The following is a 16,237-nucleotide window of genomic DNA, read 5'->3' on the forward strand; positions in this document are numbered from 1 at the left end:
ACAAATTGCAAAAATGAAACGCTCAGAAGTCAACGCGATCATCCGTGAAAGCGATAAGTTCATCCGCTCCTTCGGCTATGTCATGCCGCCCTTTGCCTATTGGTCGCCGGAAGAGCTGAAGGCCCGTACGTCAAGCGACACAAAAGCTATTCTCAAGGCGCGGCTAGGCTGGGATATCACCGACTATGGACAGGGCAAGTTCGATGAACTCGGCCTGTTCCTCTTCACCACCCGCAACGGCAATGCCGACGACCTGCAAAAGGGCGGCGGCATGCTTTATGCGGAAAAGATCATGATCTCACGCGAAAAGCAGCTCTCGCCGATGCATCGCCATATCGTCAAAGCCGAGGACATCATCAATCGCGGCGGCGGCACACTTGTGCTTGAGCTTTTCAACTCGAATGCCGATGGCAGTGTCGATGAGAAGACCGATGTGGAAGTGGCAACGGACGGGCGTATCGTCAAGCTGAAGGCCGGTGGCCTGTTGAAATTGCAGCCGGGCGAGAGTGTCACGCTGCTGCCGGGAAACTGGCATGCATTTTGGGGCGAAGGCGGCGATGTGCTGATCGGCGAAGTCTCAACGGTTAATGACGATCTGACCGACAATATCTTCCGCGAGCCAATTGGCCGTTTCTCCTCCATCGAAGAGGATGAGGCGCCAGTACATCTCCTTGTTTCCGATTATGACAAATGGCTTGCCTGAACCATCAAGCGGTTTTGGCAACAGGCGGTATTCGATGATTGTAACAATCGATGATCTGGTGACGGCCATTCTGGCCCGCGCCACAGAAACCAACCGTCTGATCGTTGCCATTGCCGGCCCTCCCGGGGCCGGCAAATCCACCGTTTCCGCAGCAATCTGCGCGGCCATCAACGCCAAGGAGAATGACGCAGCTGTGGTCGTTCCCATGGATGGCTTTCATCTCGACAATGCTATTCTCGATGCCCGTGACCAGCGCAAACGGAAGGGCTCCCCACCCACCTTCGACTGTGCCGGGTTTGAAGTCCTGTTGAAGCGGCTGCGGGCAGGGGAGAACGGTGTCGTCATTCCCCTTTTTGACCGCAAGCTCGATCTGGCGCGCGCGGGTGCGGCTGTGGTGAGTGGGGATCAGCGCATTCTTTTGGTGGAAGGCAATTATCTTCTGCTTGATGAAGCGCCTTGGAACAGACTGGCACCACTTTTTGATATCACGGTGTTCCTGCAGGTGGACCGCGTCGAAATGGAAAACCGCCTTGTTCAGCGGTGGCTCGGCTTTGGCTACAATGTCGGTTCGGCGCAGCAGCGCGCCCTTTCCAATGATATCCCCAATGCTGATCTCGTCTTGTCCGGATCACGTCCCGCCGATTATACGGTGATGAACTAGCACGATCGCTCGGCACAATTATTGTTCGTGGTTCGACATAACAACCATGAGGGAGAGTGAGGGTGCAACGCTAATCGCAAAGATTGCAGAACTTGACTGTCAACAGCCTACCCCCTCCGTCATCCTCGGGCTTGACCCGAGGACCCATGGCTAGGGAGATTAGATGGACCCGAACTTTCAGCACTTTTGAATTGTGGGTCCTCGGGTCAAGCCCGAGGATGACGGAGGGGGGGCTGTTGACAGTCAAGTTCTGCAATCTTTGCGATTAGCGTTGCATCCTCACTCTCCGCCATGGTTGTTATGCCGAACCCCGCGCGCAATTCACATCCCGCTGCCTATACGGCTATGAACGCGCAGCCACTGTCATTCTGATGTAACAGGAAAAGGCGATGGGCTCGAACGACGCCAGTCTCGGCATTTACAGGCAGGACAATGCAAAACCTTTATCCGGAGATTGAGCCCTACAGCCACGGCGTGCTTGCCGTTGGCGACGGCAACAGCATTTACTGGGAAATGTGCGGCAATCCGCAAGGAATCCCGGCGCTTGTCCTTCACGGTGGTCCGGGTTCCGGCTGTTCCACAAACGCACGTCGTTTCTTTGACCCTGATCGCTATCGAATCATTCTGTTCGACCAGCGTGGTTGTGGTCGCAGCACACCCCATGCCAGTGATGCGAACACCGATATGTCGGTTAATACAACAGCACATTTGCTTGATGATATCGAATGGTTACGCCAGCACCTTGATGTCAGCCGCTGGCTTGTATTCGGCATGTCATGGGGATGCACATTGGGGCTTGCCTATGCCGAGAAACACCCTGACCGGGCGCTTGCTTTGGTCCTCGCGGGTGTGACCACCACGCGGCGTTCGGAGATTGACTGGCTCTATCGTGGTATCGCGCCTCTGTTCCCGGAAGAATGGGCAAAATTCCGAGCTGGGGCATCTGGTGCGGGGTGCGTGGTTCGACAAGCTCACCATGAGGGAGAGTGGGGATGCAATGCTAATCACAAAGATTGCAGCACAAAGGGTGCAGAATTTAGCTCCCTTTCATCACCAATCTCCCTCATGGTGAGCTTGTCGAACCACGGAGAGCGGGACCGAGATCTCGTCAGCGCGTATTACCGCCTGTTAAATGATATAGACCCGAATATTCGTCTGAAAGCTGCCCGTGATTGGCATGAATGGGAGGCGGCATCGATCCTTATCAATCCTGCGGCAACGCTATCGTCAAAATGGTCTGATGATCGCTATATTCTGGCACGCGCCCGGATCATCACGCATTATTTCCATCATAATGCGTGGCTGGAAGATGGAATTTTATTGCGGGAGGCCAGGGCCTTAAATGGAATATCTGGTGTAATGGTTCAGGGTCGTTTCGATTTGGAAGCCCCGCTCGTGACGGCATGGGAGCTGTCGCAGGTCTGGCCGGATGGTACGTTGGTTATTGTACCCAATGCCGGGCATTCACCAACCGCGACTGGCATGAGCGAAGCTATTGTTGCAGCAACAGACAGATTTGCCCGCAGACTCCAAATGTGAAATGGGGTTGGCATGGCGCCAACCCCATCGTCAATTTCAGAACTTGACCGTCAGATCCGCCTTGACGGCATTGTCATTGTTCTCGCTGGAGAACTGACCGTTATAGGTCAGGCCGAGCGACGCGTTCTTGCCAATGCCGACATCAAAGCCAGCTTCTAAAGCAAGCGCGTCCTCGGCAATCGGTAGCCCCTCAATGGTGAAGGGCCGGCCACCGGCAAAGGCCAGAGTCTGCTCTGGAGTAACATCGCCAAAGGCGTGGTTCCAGCCAAGCATACCGCGCGCGGTGAGAATGGTGCTTTCGCCAAGTGCAAAGTCATGCGAGGCACGAAGGCCAAGTGTCGTCGTGGTCACGTCACTTGAGTTCGAATGAACCGATACATTGCCTATCCCGCCATTTTCCTGAAACCCGTCAGATTTCAGATGCGCATATCGTACCCCGGCAAAGGGTTCAAAAGCAGCGTAAGACGTATCGATACGGTAGCCAAGTTCACCAAAGACCTGCACGGTCTGGGCCGTGTAGGAAACATCCGCCGCACCGGCAGAACCACCGAAAGTATCACGCCGGTTGGTATCAATCTCATGATGGGCAAGCGTGGCGCCAAGGCGCAGCCCAAGCGCATCCCATTGCCGTCCACCATAGACACCGACCTGATAACTATCGACCGAAGCTTTGTCGCCGCCACTGTACAACGATGTATTGCCATAGCCTGCCAGCAGACCAAACCGCCATACATCGGCAATCACACCATCAAGACCGGTGACAAAACCACCGGTATCTCGATTGTAACCGGAGGCATTGCCGCTGCCATCCGCATGAGCCCAGGCTCCATAGGCCTGTCCCCATAGCGCCGTTGAAGCCGGGACCGGCTCAACCGCGGCAAAGGCCTCGCCGCTTTTCGACTTGGAATCCGGACCATAGGCCAACGGCGCCATTGTCGGCTGCGGCTTCACGGCAACGCCGTCAAATGCTGCCCGAACACGATCGGTTGCCGCCTGACTGATGAACTGACCATCCTGAAGGAGGACCCCGTTCAGCGTGGCATGGATTTCGCCAGTCAGAGATTGATACCCTCCGGCGAGATTGTCGAACACTGTTGATGTTGCAACAGTATCATGGAGTGCATTTCCACGACCAAGCGCTTGAATTGCGTTAGCAACCGCCTTCTGGTTTCCGGTACTGGCTGCACTTGCAAACCCGGTATCGTTTTGCTTGAGCGTCACCTTCACATCATTTTGCGTATAGGCCAGAGTCGTATCGATAAACCTGTAGAGCTGATCGTTCTTGAAAGTACCTGAAATTCCCCCAGATGAATTAAGGATCGTATAGGTGTTGTTGGCCAGCGCAGCCAGCTTCTGCTGCGGTGTCAGATTCTGGTTATTTTCAGGAATGACCAAGACCACGCCGCCCAACAGGCTTGTCGTTCCATTGACTTTGAGTTGATCAGCCGCTGTACCGTTGACTTCGATCTGCAGAGCGCTGCCATTGTTCAGGATGACATTGCCATTCGATGTCAACGTGCCGACGGAATTACCCGGCGCAACGGTACCACCTGCATTGGCGACGATTCCACCGACAGAGCCACTACCACCCAATGTACCGTTGCTATTGACCACAGCTTTGGAGGTCAACGACCCATCAACAGCCAACAAGCCGCCATTGATTACAGTGTCGCCTGTATAGGTGTTGTTGCCCGTCAATCGCAGTGTACCCGCGCCGCCTTTGGTCAACCCGCCCACATAATTATTGGGGTCGCCAAGCTTGGTCTGCAAGGTTGGAATCAGCGCTTCATACGCGGTAAACTCCGCCAAAGCACTGGCAATGCGATCATTGGTGATCGTACCGCGAATGGTATCCAGACTGGAAGCAGGCGTCGTCGAGAAGGTTACAAATTGTTTCTCTCGCGGTTTGCTCGTGTCGGGGTTAGTCGCCACGAAGGCGTTCCACAGCGCTGTTGCGGTTGCATCCTTGCGCATATCCGCATCGGCCTTATCAAACGCTGCACTGGCAGCCTCTGCTTCTGCCTCCGTCAATGGAGGCACCTGCGCAAGAGTGATTTTATCCAGCGCTGCATACCGCTTTGTCACAAGATCGATGGCAGCCGGATAAGTGGCAGTCGGGAAATCAACCGCGACCTGATCCTTGATCTTCGCCTTGCTGGCTTCGGTTACACCGTTTTGCCAGCCTTCCGTAACCTTCTTTGCTTCCCAGTCTGCTATTGTCTTGGCATCCTCGGTCTTGCGTTGGTTCAACGCATCCTGAGAGATATTATTGCTCCAGACCTCTTCATTCTTGCCAACATAGGTGCCGGGCAGATTGGCCGTAAACTGACTCATGAACTGACCGGGGCCTTTGAGTGCCTTGTCGAGATTGATCAGGCCCCAACCGTAAACACTGTCGACACCGGCTTCACCGAGATCGGTGGATGTCGTTTTGAGAATCTCATTGACCTCACCATTGGCGAGATAGGAATAGCGTTGCTTCAACACGGCAAAAGCGCCGGTGGCAAAGGGGCCAGCCATGGAGGTGCCGTTGAACTTGGCATAGCCGGGTTTCAACTCCCCGGTGAAGACATCACCGATCTTGAAACCGGTAATATCGCCGGTTGGAATGCTGCTGTAGATCTGCGTTCCGGGGGCACCCACGCAGAAATATTTGGAATAGCCGCAATTGCTGGAAAAGCTGCTTCTTGAATATCCCTGCGGATTCTCGGGGTCCGCAACGACGCTCATTGTCGTCAGCCAATGTTTCTCTACATCCGGTGCAAAGGCGGCAAGCCCCGCCATCGCGTCCGGTTCGAGCCCGCCATCATTGCCTGCCGAAAATTCGACAACAATGCCGCTGCGCGCAGCCTTGAGAGCGCCGCTGTAAGCGCCACCTTCCGGCTTGTCGAGAATCGCCTTGATCTCCTGAAATTGTCCATAAGCCTGCTGATAGGACCAGGAGGAACTGGAAAGACCGATACCCCAGCTGTCGGTGATGATATCAACACCGCTATTGATCATGGAGTCCCAGGCCTTGCCGTAGACAGCGCCATCATTGCCAAGCACGATACCGTCTTCAGGGCCCGCGTCATAATTGTTGGCGGCAAAAATATGGGCGTCAAACGCGACACCCATCATTTCCTTGCCATCGCGGTTCGCCGCGGCAATGCCCGCAACGTGCGTTCCATGTTCCGAAATGCCGCCCAAGCCATCAATGAACTGCTTGCCATCAGCGACGAATGGATCACCAGCCTTAACCGGGATGTTGGGATCGGTGTAAAGGCGAATACCCGTATTGGTAAGGAATGTCAGTTTGCCAGCGCCAGCAAATTCTGGATGACCTGCCCAGACAGGCTGGTCGATCACGCCAAGTTTTGCACCTTTGCCGGTGTACCCCATGGCGTAGGCCGCGTCGGCGTTAATTGCCTTCAGACCAACATTTCCATTGAATTCCTTGTCGGCGCGCCATGTTTTCCTTGCCGCCTCGAAATCATTCGTTCGCGTGCCATCAGCGTTGAAATATTTGGGGAGTTCCTGTGCCAGTGCGCCCGTTGTGAGTGCAGCTGTAGAGATGAGTATTGTTGTAAAAACAGTTGTTTTGAGATGTTTGCGGAACCGGGAGAGGTGACAATTACGCACGGAATGAGCCGCGCTGATGTCGCGAAAAGACATATAAAATCCTCCAGTATTGAGACCAACTAATACGAAAGTTGGGGGAGACTGAAATTTTTATATGTGTGAGGTCAAGCGCTCACAGAGCGAATTATGAATTATTTGTGTTGATTTCTTGAAAACTAAGGCAGGAACCAAAATTCAATCGGTTAGATGCAACATTTATTCCGAAGTAAAAACAAATGGTTATGCACGCGGCGAAAGTTGCGTTGCCATATTTGCCATAATTGCCGCTGCCGCAGCGCGGGTAATACCCGCCCAGGATGTGAGAATCTCGGGCGTAATACGATAGGCGGGACCGGTCACGGAAATGCCCGCAACGAAATGTCGGTTATGGGAATATATAGGTGCGGCAACACAGCAGATATCCGTTTCGTGCTCCTCACGGTCATAGGCATTGCCCTCCACCCTGATGTGATCGATTTCCTTCAGCAGCGCCTTTGCATCAGGCAAGGTGCTTGCAGTAAAACGTCGAAACTCAATCAGGCCAATGCGCGCATTAAGTTCATCGTCTGAAAGGGCGGATAGCGCGGCTTTGCCGACGCCTGTGCAATAAACCGGCGCCGTATTGCCGATCTGCGAATACATGCGAACACTCTGGCGGCTTTCCACCTTGTCGAGGTAAATCACTTCGATACCGCGTAAGACGCCCAAATGAACCGTTTCACCGGTTTGTTCGTGCAATATCTGCAGGTGAGGCTCGGCAATTGTGCGAAACTCGTTGCTGGACCAGGCTTTCGAGGCAAACTGCAGCAGGCGAAGACCAAGGCCATAGGAATGGTCGCGATTCATGGCGAGCAGACCTTCCTCGATCAGATTTGATATTTGCCGGTGCAGTGTGCCGCGCGGCTGATCGGACAGTTTGAGCACGTCGGTGAAACGGAGCGGCACCGGCGAAGAAGCGACAATGTTCAAAACCTCCAGAGCTTTCCCTAGGGTTCCCGTTGAGTTTTCCTGCGTCTTGTCCATTGAATGACATCCACCTCTTGACTTTCAGCACTCTAGGATGACTATTCTATATAGTCAAATTGCGTTCCAAATAATGGAACTCACAGCGAGATTCTGACCATGATGCCCTCTGCTATTTTCCCCGATCTGAAAAACCGTTCCATACTTATCACCGGGGGAGGGTCCGGCATTGGCGCGGCCTTGACCGAAGGGTTCGTCCGGCAAGGTTCGCGCGTTGCTTTCGTTGATATTGCCGATGATGCCTCCCACGCACTCGTCGAGCGTCTGGACAAGGAATATGGCAACAAGCCGCTTTACCTGAACACGGACTTGCGCGACATCGAAGCGCTCCGCGCCGCTGTGGCCAAGGCTATTGTGGCTCACGGTCCAGTAACTGTGCTCGTCAACAATGCGGCCTGGGATGACAGGCACGATATTGACGATGTCACGGTCGAATATTGGGACAAAAACCAGTCCATCAACCTGCGTCCGCAGTTCTTCGCCGCGCAGGCGGTTGCGCCGGGTATGCGGCAATCGGGCGGCGGTTCGATCGTCAATTTTACCTCCACATCTTTCATGATCAATCAGGGCAACTTTCCCTCCTATACGGCTGCAAAGGCTGGAATTATTGGCCTTACCAAAGGGCTTGCCGGACGTCTCGGGCCGGAGAACATCCGCGTCAATGCAATAGCGCCGGGCTGGGTCATTACGGAACGTCAACGCGAACTCTGGGTGACTGATGACAGCCTCAAGGCTCATATCGACAAACAGGTGCTGAAGGAGGAAATTCAGCCCGGCGATATGGTCGGGCCTTGCCTGTTCCTCGCTTCGGACGCGGCCCGGATGCTCACCGCCCAGACATTGATTGTCGATGGAGGCTATCTGTGAGCGGGACAGCAACCTATGCGGTCGCCGATTGGGGAACGAGCCGCTTCCGTCTCTGGCTTTTGGACGAGAAAGGCAATGTCGTCGCCGAGCGTCGTTCGGATGATGGTCTGGATACATCGCGCGCCCGTGGTTTTGCCGAAACGCTCGAAGATCATCTGACCGGTCTTCGCGCACCGATAGATTTGCCTGTTATCATCTGCGGTATGGCCGGTTCGCGGCAGGGTTGGGTCGAGGCCAATTACGTACCAGTACCGGCGGATCTCACGGCGATACTTTCCGGAGCGGTCAAAATTGCTGGTATCACCCGCGATGTCAGGATCATCCCGGGCCTGTCGCAATCGGGCAGCGCGCCCAATGTCATGCGGGGGGAGGAAACCCAGCTGCTTGGCGCCATGCTGGCCCGCAATCTGCGCAGCGGTCTGGTGGCCATGCCCGGCACACATTCAAAATGGGTGGAACTGGAAGAGGGCAGGGCAAAATCTTTCTCGACCTATCTGACCGGTGAACTCTATGCGTTGCTGGCCGGGCATTCGATCCTGCGCCATTCCATTGGCAATGCCGCCGATGCGGCCACACCAGAACATCCGCAATTTATTGCAGGGCTTGAACTGATGCTTGCTGGCAACCGGCGCATGCTGGGCGAACTTTTTGGTATTCGCGCTGCCATGCTGCTGGAAAATCTTACGCCAGATGCGGCGGCATCGCGGTTATCAGGTCTGCTTATCGGCACTGAGATCGCAGGTGCCAAGGAAAAATATGGCACAGCAAACAAAATCGCACTCGTCGCATCGGGTGCAATGGCTGCGCTTTATGCCAAAGCACTGACCGTTGCGGGACTTACCTTCGACATCGTTGATGCAGATGAAGCTGTACGCAAGGGGCTGTTTGTTGCCGCATCCAAACTCTGGCCAGCCGAAGCATAAGGACACTTACAATGACACAATCTTCCGCTCCCTGGCCCAAGCTCAAGCGCGATCTGATCGCCATATTGCGTGGCGTCAAGCCTGACGAAGTGCTTGCGATTGGCGAAGAACTGGTGAAATCCGGTATCGATGTGATTGAAGTTCCGCTCAACTCGCCCGAGCCGTTCCAGTCTATTGAACTCTTGGCGAAAAGCTTGCCATCGCATGTGTTGATTGGCGCTGGCACGGTGCTCGATCCTGCCGACGTCACACGCCTTGACGCGGCAGGCGGCCGTCTGATGATCAGCCCGAATGTCGATGCTGCCGTACTTGCCGCCGCAGCAGAAGCAAAGATGGTGACAATGCCCGGCGTTTTCACGCCAACAGAGGCTTTGGCCGCATTGAAAGCGGGCGCTTCGGGCCTCAAGTTTTTTCCTGCCAGCGTGCTGGGTCCCGATGGCATCAAGGCGATCAGCGCAATCCTCCCAAAGGGTACGATTATCGGGGCCGTTGGCGGCGTGGATGAAAACAGCTTTGCTGCCCATTCCAAGGTTGGCGTTCGCACGTTCGGTTTGGGCTCAAGCCTTTACAAGGTCGGCGCATCTGCTGCCTATGTCGGCGAGCGGGCAAGGGCAACCGTCGAGGCCTATGACCGGATATTTTCTGCCGGAGCCTGATTATGGATAAACCAAATATTCGCGTCTTTCATGATGTGCCCTGCGAACTGGGTGAAGGGCCGGGTTATGATCCGCTGACAAAAACAGTGTGGTGGTTTGATATTGTTACGGGCCGCCTGTTTGAAAAACCCCGTGCCGGCGGTGTGGTCGATGTCCACCCGCTGGGCCAGATGGCAAGCGCCCTTGCGGTTGTTGATGCGAACCGCCAGTTGATCTCGACGGAAACGGGCCTGTTCATCCGCGACCGCACGACCGGCCACACGGTTATGCACCAGCCCATTGAGGCGGATAACCCCATCACCCGGTCGAATGACGCCCGCGTGCATCCAGCCGGTGCGTTCTGGATCGGCACTATGGGCAAGAAATCACAACAGGGTGCGGGCTCGATTTATTGGTACAGGGAAGGACAGCTGCGCACGCTCTTCACCAATATTACCATTACGAATTCGATCTGCTTTTCTCCCGATGGGCGCATTGGCTATTTCGCCGATACCCGGAAGAACATCATCTGGCGTGTCGATACGGATTCTGAAACCGGTTTGCCGCTTGGCGAACCCGCTGTGTTCTATGAGCACAAGGATGCCGGTGGCATTGATGGCTCCATCGTTGATCGTGATGGCAACCTCTGGAATGCGTGCTGGGGTCGCGCGCATATCGATGTCTATTCGCCCGATGGAAAGCGCATTCGATCCATCGCAACTCCGGCGCGGCAACCTTCATGCCCGGCCTTCATCGATGAGGACTCCGCAGCCATGGTGGTAACGACAGCCTATCACGATATGAGCGAGACCCAGCGCCGCTCTGACCCCAATGCTGGCAAGACCTTTTTAATCGAGGTGGCCGGGAAGGGGCGGTTTGATCCACCCGTCCGCCTATGAGTTGAAGCTGAAGCGACAGACCAAGTCGATGCTCAGGTAATCATGTACCCGCCATCTACGGGCATCGCGATTCCATTGACCATTGCGGCTTCATCAGACAGAAGGAACAGGATCACCTCGGCCACATCGGCAGGTTCTGCAAAACGGCCGACCGGAATGCGATTGAGCATTCCCGCCGATTTTTTTGGATCGCTCCAGGCTTTCACCGCCATTGGCGTCAAAGTCACCGTCGGGTTGACCGCGTTCACCCGGATACCGTGGGGGGCAAGCTCCAGAGCCATCACCCGCGTCAACCCATCGAGCCCGCTTTTTGAAGCACAATAGGCGGCATGGTCGGCTATGCCGACAAAGGAGGCTACCGAGGAAACATTGACAATGGCCCCCTTCTGCCCTTTCGCAATGAGATCACGGGCATATTCCTGCGCAACGATCATGGGTGCCCGCGTGTTCACCGCAATCAGATGATCAAAGGATTCGACCGAGGTCTCGACGAATGACTGCAGATCGGTGGTGCCTGCACAATTTACGAGCAGATCAGCCGGCAGGGCTTGGCATGCAGCCAGCCGCGTCGCCTGCGCATTGCTCAGATCAACTTCGATTGCCGTGCATCCGGGCACATCGCGCAGTGCTTCAACATCTCCGGCGCTTCTGGTAAGCGCAATGACGGCTGCCCCACGGGCGCTTAGCATCTGCGTGAGCACACGGCCGATCCCCTTACCCGCACCGGTAATGATGACCCTCTTCCCCGCGAATTCCATGTCAAATCTCCTTAAATCCGCTCGACCATTATCCGGTCGAAAACACGAACCGATGCGCATCGACCGCCACGGGATCGACGCGACCAAAGTTAGAAGTTTCTGATCAACGCCGGTTCGAAGACCGAAACGTTCACAAGAATTCCGACTGCGCAAAGCGGGATATATTCAAGCCGTATGGCAACGGTCCATCCTTGCCCGGCATCACATCATCCATCGGAAGAGCGACGCTCTTGTCGGTGGCGGCAACCTATCATGCTGGAAGCGAGACCGGACACCACTCCGTCCCCAATGCGGTGATACTTTTTTGATCGAAGGGCATGGAAGGGGCGGGGCGATCACGCCATCAGGCTGTGATTTCTTACCCTTCGACTTGGCCGCTTGCTTTTCCAGATTTTCCTTCATCCGGAATTTGACAATCTCGCGCACAAGATCAAGCGGCAGCGGTTCATCAAGCCTGAACCGAACAGTCGATTTGCTCAATTCGTAGGGCGTAAACTCTTCTTTGAAAACCTCGAAGACCTTAAAGGCGGGGAAAGACAGCGACACATGCTGTGTATAGGCGGAATAATAGATCAACATGCCATGAAACCTGAAAGCGGGTATCTGGTAGCTGATCAATTCCTCGGCTTCAGGTGCCGTTTCGTGGATCGTTTCTCTCAGTTTCTCCAGAACGGCACGCGCTTTATCAGGCAGTGATTGCAGATATTCCTCAACGGTGCTGAACCTCGTCTTCTCCCCAGTCATCCCTTATCCTCAACCATATCGGGACGGCGGCGGGAAAGTATAAACCCTTTCATCAGCCGCTTCCCCGTTCCCGCTTGCTCTACATTAACCCGAAAGGTCGCGTTCAAGGTAAGCTTGACGACCGAACAAGGCAATGATGGCAAAGCCAGCGGCGGGAAAGACAAGTGCCAGAACCAGCCAGCCCGGCGCGCCCCAACTCACCAGCAAAGCAGTCAGCAGAAACGGCCCGAGCATTTCAGCGGTTGCAGAACTGGTGTTGAAAAAACCTTGATACTCACCCTGCCGCCCCGGCGGCGCCAGACGGAAACTGAGATCCCATGCTCCCGCCATATGCATCATCTCACCAAACACGTGGAGCAGCGCACCGAAGATGGCGAGCAGCACCGCGAGCCACACCGTCGATGATAGGGCCATCGCAGCGAATGCGAGACAAGCGGCGGATAATAGAAGTGTCGCTGAAAAAATCGACCTGCGCGCGTCCTTGGCTGTCGCGACACGCCGCCCCAATCGAACTTGCAGCAACATGACACATACCGCGTTCACCCAAAAGAGGAGCGAGCTTATCCATAGTGGAGCTTTTGTATGCAGAGCAATCCACAGGGGAAGTGCCATATTGAGCAACGGAATATAGAGTAGAATAACCGTATTGAGCAGCATCAGAGCCAGATAGGTCCGGTCTCTCAGCACCGCGAGAGTTGGGCCTGGTCTGATAGGGGCAAGTTCTGGCGCCTTGGCTGGCAGAGAGCGGTAAACCAGAGCCGCGACGAGGAAAATTGCGCCTCCAACGGCAAAGGCCAGCCGATGGGCCGTCAAACTGTCGAAATACAAGGCCAGACCGCCGATCATGGCGCCCACCGACATGCCGCCATTCCCAAGCGCACGCAGATACGCACTCGTTTGCGTGCGCTGGCTGCTGTCAATCAGGGACGCAATCATCGTCATGCGCGCGGTCATGGCACCGCGCATGCAGGCGGCAAAACAACAGGTGGCGATAACAAAAGCTGTAAATCCGTTGACCAACAGGAAAAACCAGTAGCTGAGACCAACGCCGACTGTCAGCCAACCGGCAATATTCCGTGCGCTCCAGCGATCGGCCAAAATGCCAAAGGGCAATGGCACCAGCAGGCCGACTACCCCTGATATCGTCAGGCCAAGGCCTATTTCAAGTGGTGCCAAGCCGGAAGATCGGGAGAAGAATAAAGCAGAACTGGAGAAATAGAGGCCTGCTGCGACAGCCCCCATCGTTTGTGCAATGGCGAGCACACGGACCGTCCGGTCTTCAGGCAAAAATTGTGAGAGCCATCCATCACGCTTCAATTGACGCTCCGGCTGGGAAAGGTCTGTCATTGCGGTTGATATCTCCAGCAGCGATTACTCGTAAGTAAAGCCAAATTCTGTCCAGCCGATGCGGCTGGACAGAATTTCAAAGGCGAAGCAGATAGCTTCGTTCAACACATTAGATAGACAGTAGCCTTCAGGTATCTATCATCGAAGGCACGTATCGCGTGTGAAAATGCGGCCTTCGCGTTTACTGGAATGGGCACATCCGTATCTTCTTTCACATTCGGAAAGGAGTCTAAAATCGCTTTCGACTGCTCGCCAACGCAATGTACGCCTTTGTTTTTAATTATGGACGATTCAAGTTTTGCGGAAATGTTGCCCTCAGAGGCACCTCTCCACTTCTTGACAGTTAGTTGATGTGGTGAGGTCTTTTCATAAAAGCTAATCTGCGCCTCTCCACCCGTTTCAACAGTCAGAATGAAGACGCGACGATCATCAAGTCCAAGATCAAATTTACTCAGTTTGCGTAAAATCGTTAGAATCGCCATAGAGCGAGATTACTTCCGGTGACCAAGATACTGCATTGCAGGTAGCGGTCATCGGCACGAGATCTTCTACAGCGGTCGTAGCAACTGCATATGCTAGATCTGTCATGGTAAATCTCCATTGGATTGCCTTGCATATAAAACGTACATCAAATTCATATGCCTGAAAATTAGACTAACGGATGAGACGTACCGATGTTTCTCTATCGGTATCGGGTGGCGACGAACCCGCCCCGATGCCAAAACACGCGTGTATTGATGTCCATCATGCAACACCCGGCACGAACCGCGTGGCAACCCTTGCGAATTCATACGGAACTCAACCTAGGGTAGTTGACAATAACCGCAAAGCTGCCAATCAGACGGGAATATTAACCATGTTCCTCCCGACCGAGAGATTTCATCCCCATGGACAAGTTCAGTTTGCATCAGGACGAAATAGACGCATTTGATCTTGCCCCGATTTCGCTATGGCTAGAAGATTTCAGCGCGGTGCGAAAACTCTTTGATTCCTTGCGCAGGGCAGGGGTTGATGACATCGTTGCCTATCTGCGGGAAGACGAAGCCCGTATCCGCGAATGTGCCAAGCTGATCCAGGTACAGAAGGTCAACAAGAGGACACTCTCGCTTTTTGAAGCTGCCGATTTTGCCGAATTGGTTGCCAATCTCGGCGCTATTTTCCGCGATGACATGCTGCAAACGCATGTTCAGGAACTGGGGCAGCTCTGGTCCGGCAAGGGTGAGTTCTCCAGCGATACGGTCAATTATACGCTGTCCGGCAAGCGGCTGGACATCCAGCTACGCGGCAAAATACTGCCAGGATATGAAGCGTCATGGGAAAAGGTCCTGATTTCGATCGAGGATGTCACCGACCGGGAAGATGCCAGAAGACAGCACGCCGCAAGCCAGCAATATGCCGAGGGACTTTTTGAACACTCTCCCGTCTCGCTATGGGTGGAAGATTTCAGCAAGATCAAGAAGCTGCTCGATGGTCTTCGCGAACGCGGTATCGAAGATTTCCGGGTCTTTACCGATGTTCACCCGGAGTTCGTCCAGCAATGCGCCAGCGAAATCCGCGTCATTGACGTTAATCGCGAAACGCTGAAGCTCTTCCAGGCGCCCGATGCACTGACGCTGTTGCGACGTCTGCCCGATGTTTTTCGCGATGAAATGAACATCCATTTCCGCGAGCAACTGATTGACCTGTGGAACGGCAAGCTGTTCCATCAGCGCGAGACGGTCAATTACGCCCTTGATGGGTCCGAGCGGCATGTGCTGTTGCAGTTCTCGGTATTGCCCGGACATGAGAATGACTGGTCATTGGTCCAGATATCGCTGACCGATATTACCGCCCGCAAGAAAGCCGAAGCCTATCTGGAATATCTCGGCAAGCATGATGTTCTGACACGCCTGCACAATCGCGCCTTCTATGTGGATGAACTCAACCGGCTGGAGCGCAGAGAGTTTTTCCCGGTTTCCATCATTATTCTGGACCTGAACGGACTAAAGACCACCAATGATCAATGGGGCCATGGTGTTGGTGACGGTTTGCTTCGCCGCGCCGGTGAAATCCTCAGCGAAGCGGTGAAACCTCCGCATTATGCCGCGCGCATTGGCGGCGATGAATTCGCAGTGCTGCTGCCTGCGGTTGATGAGACCGGTGCGGTGGCAGTTGTCGAGGAGATTTCGAGCCTGATCGAAATCAACAACCAGTACTATTCGAATATCCCTTTGAGCTTCTCGATTGGCTGGGCCACAAGCGCCGCCGGGGAAAAGCTGGAAGCCGTTGCCAAGCGCGCCGATCTGTTGATGTATCAGGACAAACGCCTGCGCTACTCAACCATTGAAAGCGGCTGGCGCAACAACAAGCCAGAGAACGAGCCACGCTGATATGGATGACCTTACGCCAGCAATAGCCGGATATTGGTAGCGGTATCTAGTTCCATAACAACTCTTATGCGATTTTTGTGTGTAGCCGCAAAGTTAAAGTGTCCTGTTTCTGCAAAGTAGAAACGTCGCTGTGTCACCTTCTTGTTGAGTGCAACGAGATATGGGATGC

14 protein-coding genes are annotated in these 16,237 nt (G+C 54.5%); 8 read left to right on the forward strand and 6 right to left on the reverse strand.

Features of this window, described 5'->3' with window-relative positions; all coding sequences use genetic code 11:
* Positions 1–13: 13 nt before the first annotated feature.
* The 3 genes from BLU05_RS23320 to BLU05_RS23330 all read left to right on the forward strand — a co-directional run bounded on the left by BLU05_RS23320 (position 14) and on the right by BLU05_RS23330 (position 2,903).
* Entirely contained in the window at positions 14–703 is a 690-nt protein-coding gene (locus BLU05_RS23320; RefSeq protein ID WP_091885571.1) for a D-lyxose/D-mannose family sugar isomerase, read from the forward strand.
* 34 nt (positions 704–737) lie between these two features.
* Positions 738–1,364 carry a nucleoside/nucleotide kinase family protein gene (locus tag BLU05_RS23325; RefSeq protein ID WP_091885638.1) on the forward strand — a complete coding sequence of 209 codons (627 nt, stop codon included), beginning with the start codon at positions 738–740 and terminating at the stop codon, positions 1,362–1,364.
* A 432-nt stretch (positions 1,365–1,796) separates the two neighbouring features.
* Positions 1,797–2,903, forward strand: coding sequence for an alpha/beta fold hydrolase (locus BLU05_RS23330; protein WP_091885573.1), 1,107 nt, complete (start codon positions 1,797–1,799; stop codon positions 2,901–2,903).
* 36 nt (positions 2,904–2,939) lie between these two features.
* Here BLU05_RS23330 and BLU05_RS26595 read toward each other — a convergent pair whose 3' ends face one another.
* Positions 2,940–6,557, reverse strand: coding sequence for an autotransporter serine protease (locus tag BLU05_RS26595; RefSeq protein WP_091885576.1), 3,618 nt, complete (start codon positions 6,555–6,557; stop codon positions 2,940–2,942).
* A 186-nt stretch (positions 6,558–6,743) separates the two neighbouring features.
* Complete coding sequence (locus BLU05_RS23340) at positions 6,744–7,526, reverse strand: IclR family transcriptional regulator (protein WP_091885579.1); 783 nt, start codon at positions 7,524–7,526, stop codon at positions 6,744–6,746.
* Between the two features lie 99 nt (positions 7,527–7,625).
* Here BLU05_RS23340 and BLU05_RS23345 point away from each other — a divergent pair, with 99 nt between their 5' ends.
* Genes BLU05_RS23345 through BLU05_RS23360 form a run of 4 tightly spaced genes read left to right on the forward strand, consistent with a single transcriptional unit; the run spans position 7,626 to position 10,850 of the window.
* Entirely contained in the window at positions 7,626–8,393 is a 768-nt protein-coding gene (locus BLU05_RS23345) for an SDR family NAD(P)-dependent oxidoreductase (RefSeq protein WP_091885581.1), read from the forward strand.
* Positions 8,390–9,316 carry a 2-dehydro-3-deoxygalactonokinase gene (locus BLU05_RS23350; RefSeq protein WP_091885583.1) on the forward strand — a complete coding sequence of 309 codons (927 nt, stop codon included), beginning with the start codon at positions 8,390–8,392 and terminating at the stop codon, positions 9,314–9,316. Before BLU05_RS23345 ends, BLU05_RS23350 begins: the two co-directional genes overlap by 4 nt.
* 11 nt (positions 9,317–9,327) lie before the next feature.
* Entirely contained in the window at positions 9,328–9,972 is a 645-nt protein-coding gene (locus BLU05_RS23355) for a 2-dehydro-3-deoxy-6-phosphogalactonate aldolase (RefSeq protein WP_091885585.1), read from the forward strand.
* 2 nt (positions 9,973–9,974) lie between these two features.
* Positions 9,975–10,850, forward strand: a complete 876-nt coding sequence (locus BLU05_RS23360) for an SMP-30/gluconolactonase/LRE family protein (protein WP_091885587.1) — start codon at positions 9,975–9,977, stop codon at positions 10,848–10,850.
* Between the two features lie 32 nt (positions 10,851–10,882).
* Here BLU05_RS23360 and BLU05_RS23365 read toward each other — a convergent pair whose 3' ends face one another.
* The 4 genes from BLU05_RS23365 to BLU05_RS23380 all read right to left on the reverse strand — a co-directional run bounded on the left by BLU05_RS23365 (position 10,883) and on the right by BLU05_RS23380 (position 14,181).
* Complete coding sequence (locus tag BLU05_RS23365; RefSeq protein WP_091885590.1) at positions 10,883–11,608, reverse strand: SDR family oxidoreductase; 726 nt, start codon at positions 11,606–11,608, stop codon at positions 10,883–10,885.
* Between the two features lie 201 nt (positions 11,609–11,809).
* Complete coding sequence (locus BLU05_RS23370) at positions 11,810–12,352, reverse strand: iron chaperone (protein WP_091885593.1); 543 nt, start codon at positions 12,350–12,352, stop codon at positions 11,810–11,812.
* 84 nt (positions 12,353–12,436) lie between these two features.
* Positions 12,437–13,699, reverse strand: a complete 1,263-nt coding sequence (locus BLU05_RS23375; protein WP_091885595.1) for an MFS transporter — start codon at positions 13,697–13,699, stop codon at positions 12,437–12,439.
* A 101-nt stretch (positions 13,700–13,800) separates the two neighbouring features.
* Positions 13,801–14,181, reverse strand: a complete 381-nt coding sequence (locus tag BLU05_RS23380; RefSeq protein WP_091885597.1) for a hypothetical protein — start codon at positions 14,179–14,181, stop codon at positions 13,801–13,803.
* Between the two features lie 405 nt (positions 14,182–14,586).
* Between BLU05_RS23380 and BLU05_RS23385 the strand changes: the two genes are divergently transcribed.
* Positions 14,587–16,068 (forward strand): sensor domain-containing diguanylate cyclase, encoded by a 1,482-nt coding sequence (locus BLU05_RS23385; protein WP_091885600.1) that lies wholly within the window; start codon positions 14,587–14,589, stop codon positions 16,066–16,068.
* The last annotated feature ends 169 nt before the right edge of the window (positions 16,069–16,237 follow it).

This window comes from Phyllobacterium sp. OV277 (genome assembly GCF_900104355.1).
Taxonomy (GTDB): domain Bacteria; phylum Pseudomonadota; class Alphaproteobacteria; order Rhizobiales; family Rhizobiaceae; genus Phyllobacterium.

What these genes read in the sequence shown, in the direction of transcription:
- BLU05_RS23340 (WP_091885579.1), bottom strand. Translation starts at nt 7,526, where the DNA reads ATGGACAAGACGCAGGAAAACTCAACGGGAACCCTAGGGAAAGCTCTG.
- BLU05_RS23320 (WP_091885571.1), top strand. Translation starts at nt 14, where the DNA reads ATGAAACGCTCAGAAGTCAACGCGATCATCCGTGAAAGCGATAAGTTC.
- BLU05_RS23385 (WP_091885600.1), top strand. Translation starts at nt 14,587, where the DNA reads ATGGACAAGTTCAGTTTGCATCAGGACGAAATAGACGCATTTGATCTT.
- BLU05_RS23380 (WP_091885597.1), bottom strand. Translation starts at nt 14,181, where the DNA reads ATGGCGATTCTAACGATTTTACGCAAACTGAGTAAATTTGATCTTGGA.
- BLU05_RS26595 (WP_091885576.1), bottom strand. Translation starts at nt 6,557, where the DNA reads ATGTCTTTTCGCGACATCAGCGCGGCTCATTCCGTGCGTAATTGTCAC.
- BLU05_RS23360 (WP_091885587.1), top strand. Translation starts at nt 9,975, where the DNA reads ATGGATAAACCAAATATTCGCGTCTTTCATGATGTGCCCTGCGAACTG.
- BLU05_RS23330 (WP_091885573.1), top strand. Translation starts at nt 1,797, where the DNA reads ATGCAAAACCTTTATCCGGAGATTGAGCCCTACAGCCACGGCGTGCTT.
- BLU05_RS23325 (WP_091885638.1), top strand. Translation starts at nt 738, where the DNA reads ATGATTGTAACAATCGATGATCTGGTGACGGCCATTCTGGCCCGCGCC.
- BLU05_RS23370 (WP_091885593.1), bottom strand. Translation starts at nt 12,352, where the DNA reads ATGACTGGGGAGAAGACGAGGTTCAGCACCGTTGAGGAATATCTGCAA.
- BLU05_RS23365 (WP_091885590.1), bottom strand. Translation starts at nt 11,608, where the DNA reads ATGGAATTCGCGGGGAAGAGGGTCATCATTACCGGTGCGGGTAAGGGG.
- BLU05_RS23345 (WP_091885581.1), top strand. Translation starts at nt 7,626, where the DNA reads ATGATGCCCTCTGCTATTTTCCCCGATCTGAAAAACCGTTCCATACTT.
- BLU05_RS23375 (WP_091885595.1), bottom strand. Translation starts at nt 13,699, where the DNA reads ATGACAGACCTTTCCCAGCCGGAGCGTCAATTGAAGCGTGATGGATGG.
- BLU05_RS23355 (WP_091885585.1), top strand. Translation starts at nt 9,328, where the DNA reads ATGACACAATCTTCCGCTCCCTGGCCCAAGCTCAAGCGCGATCTGATC.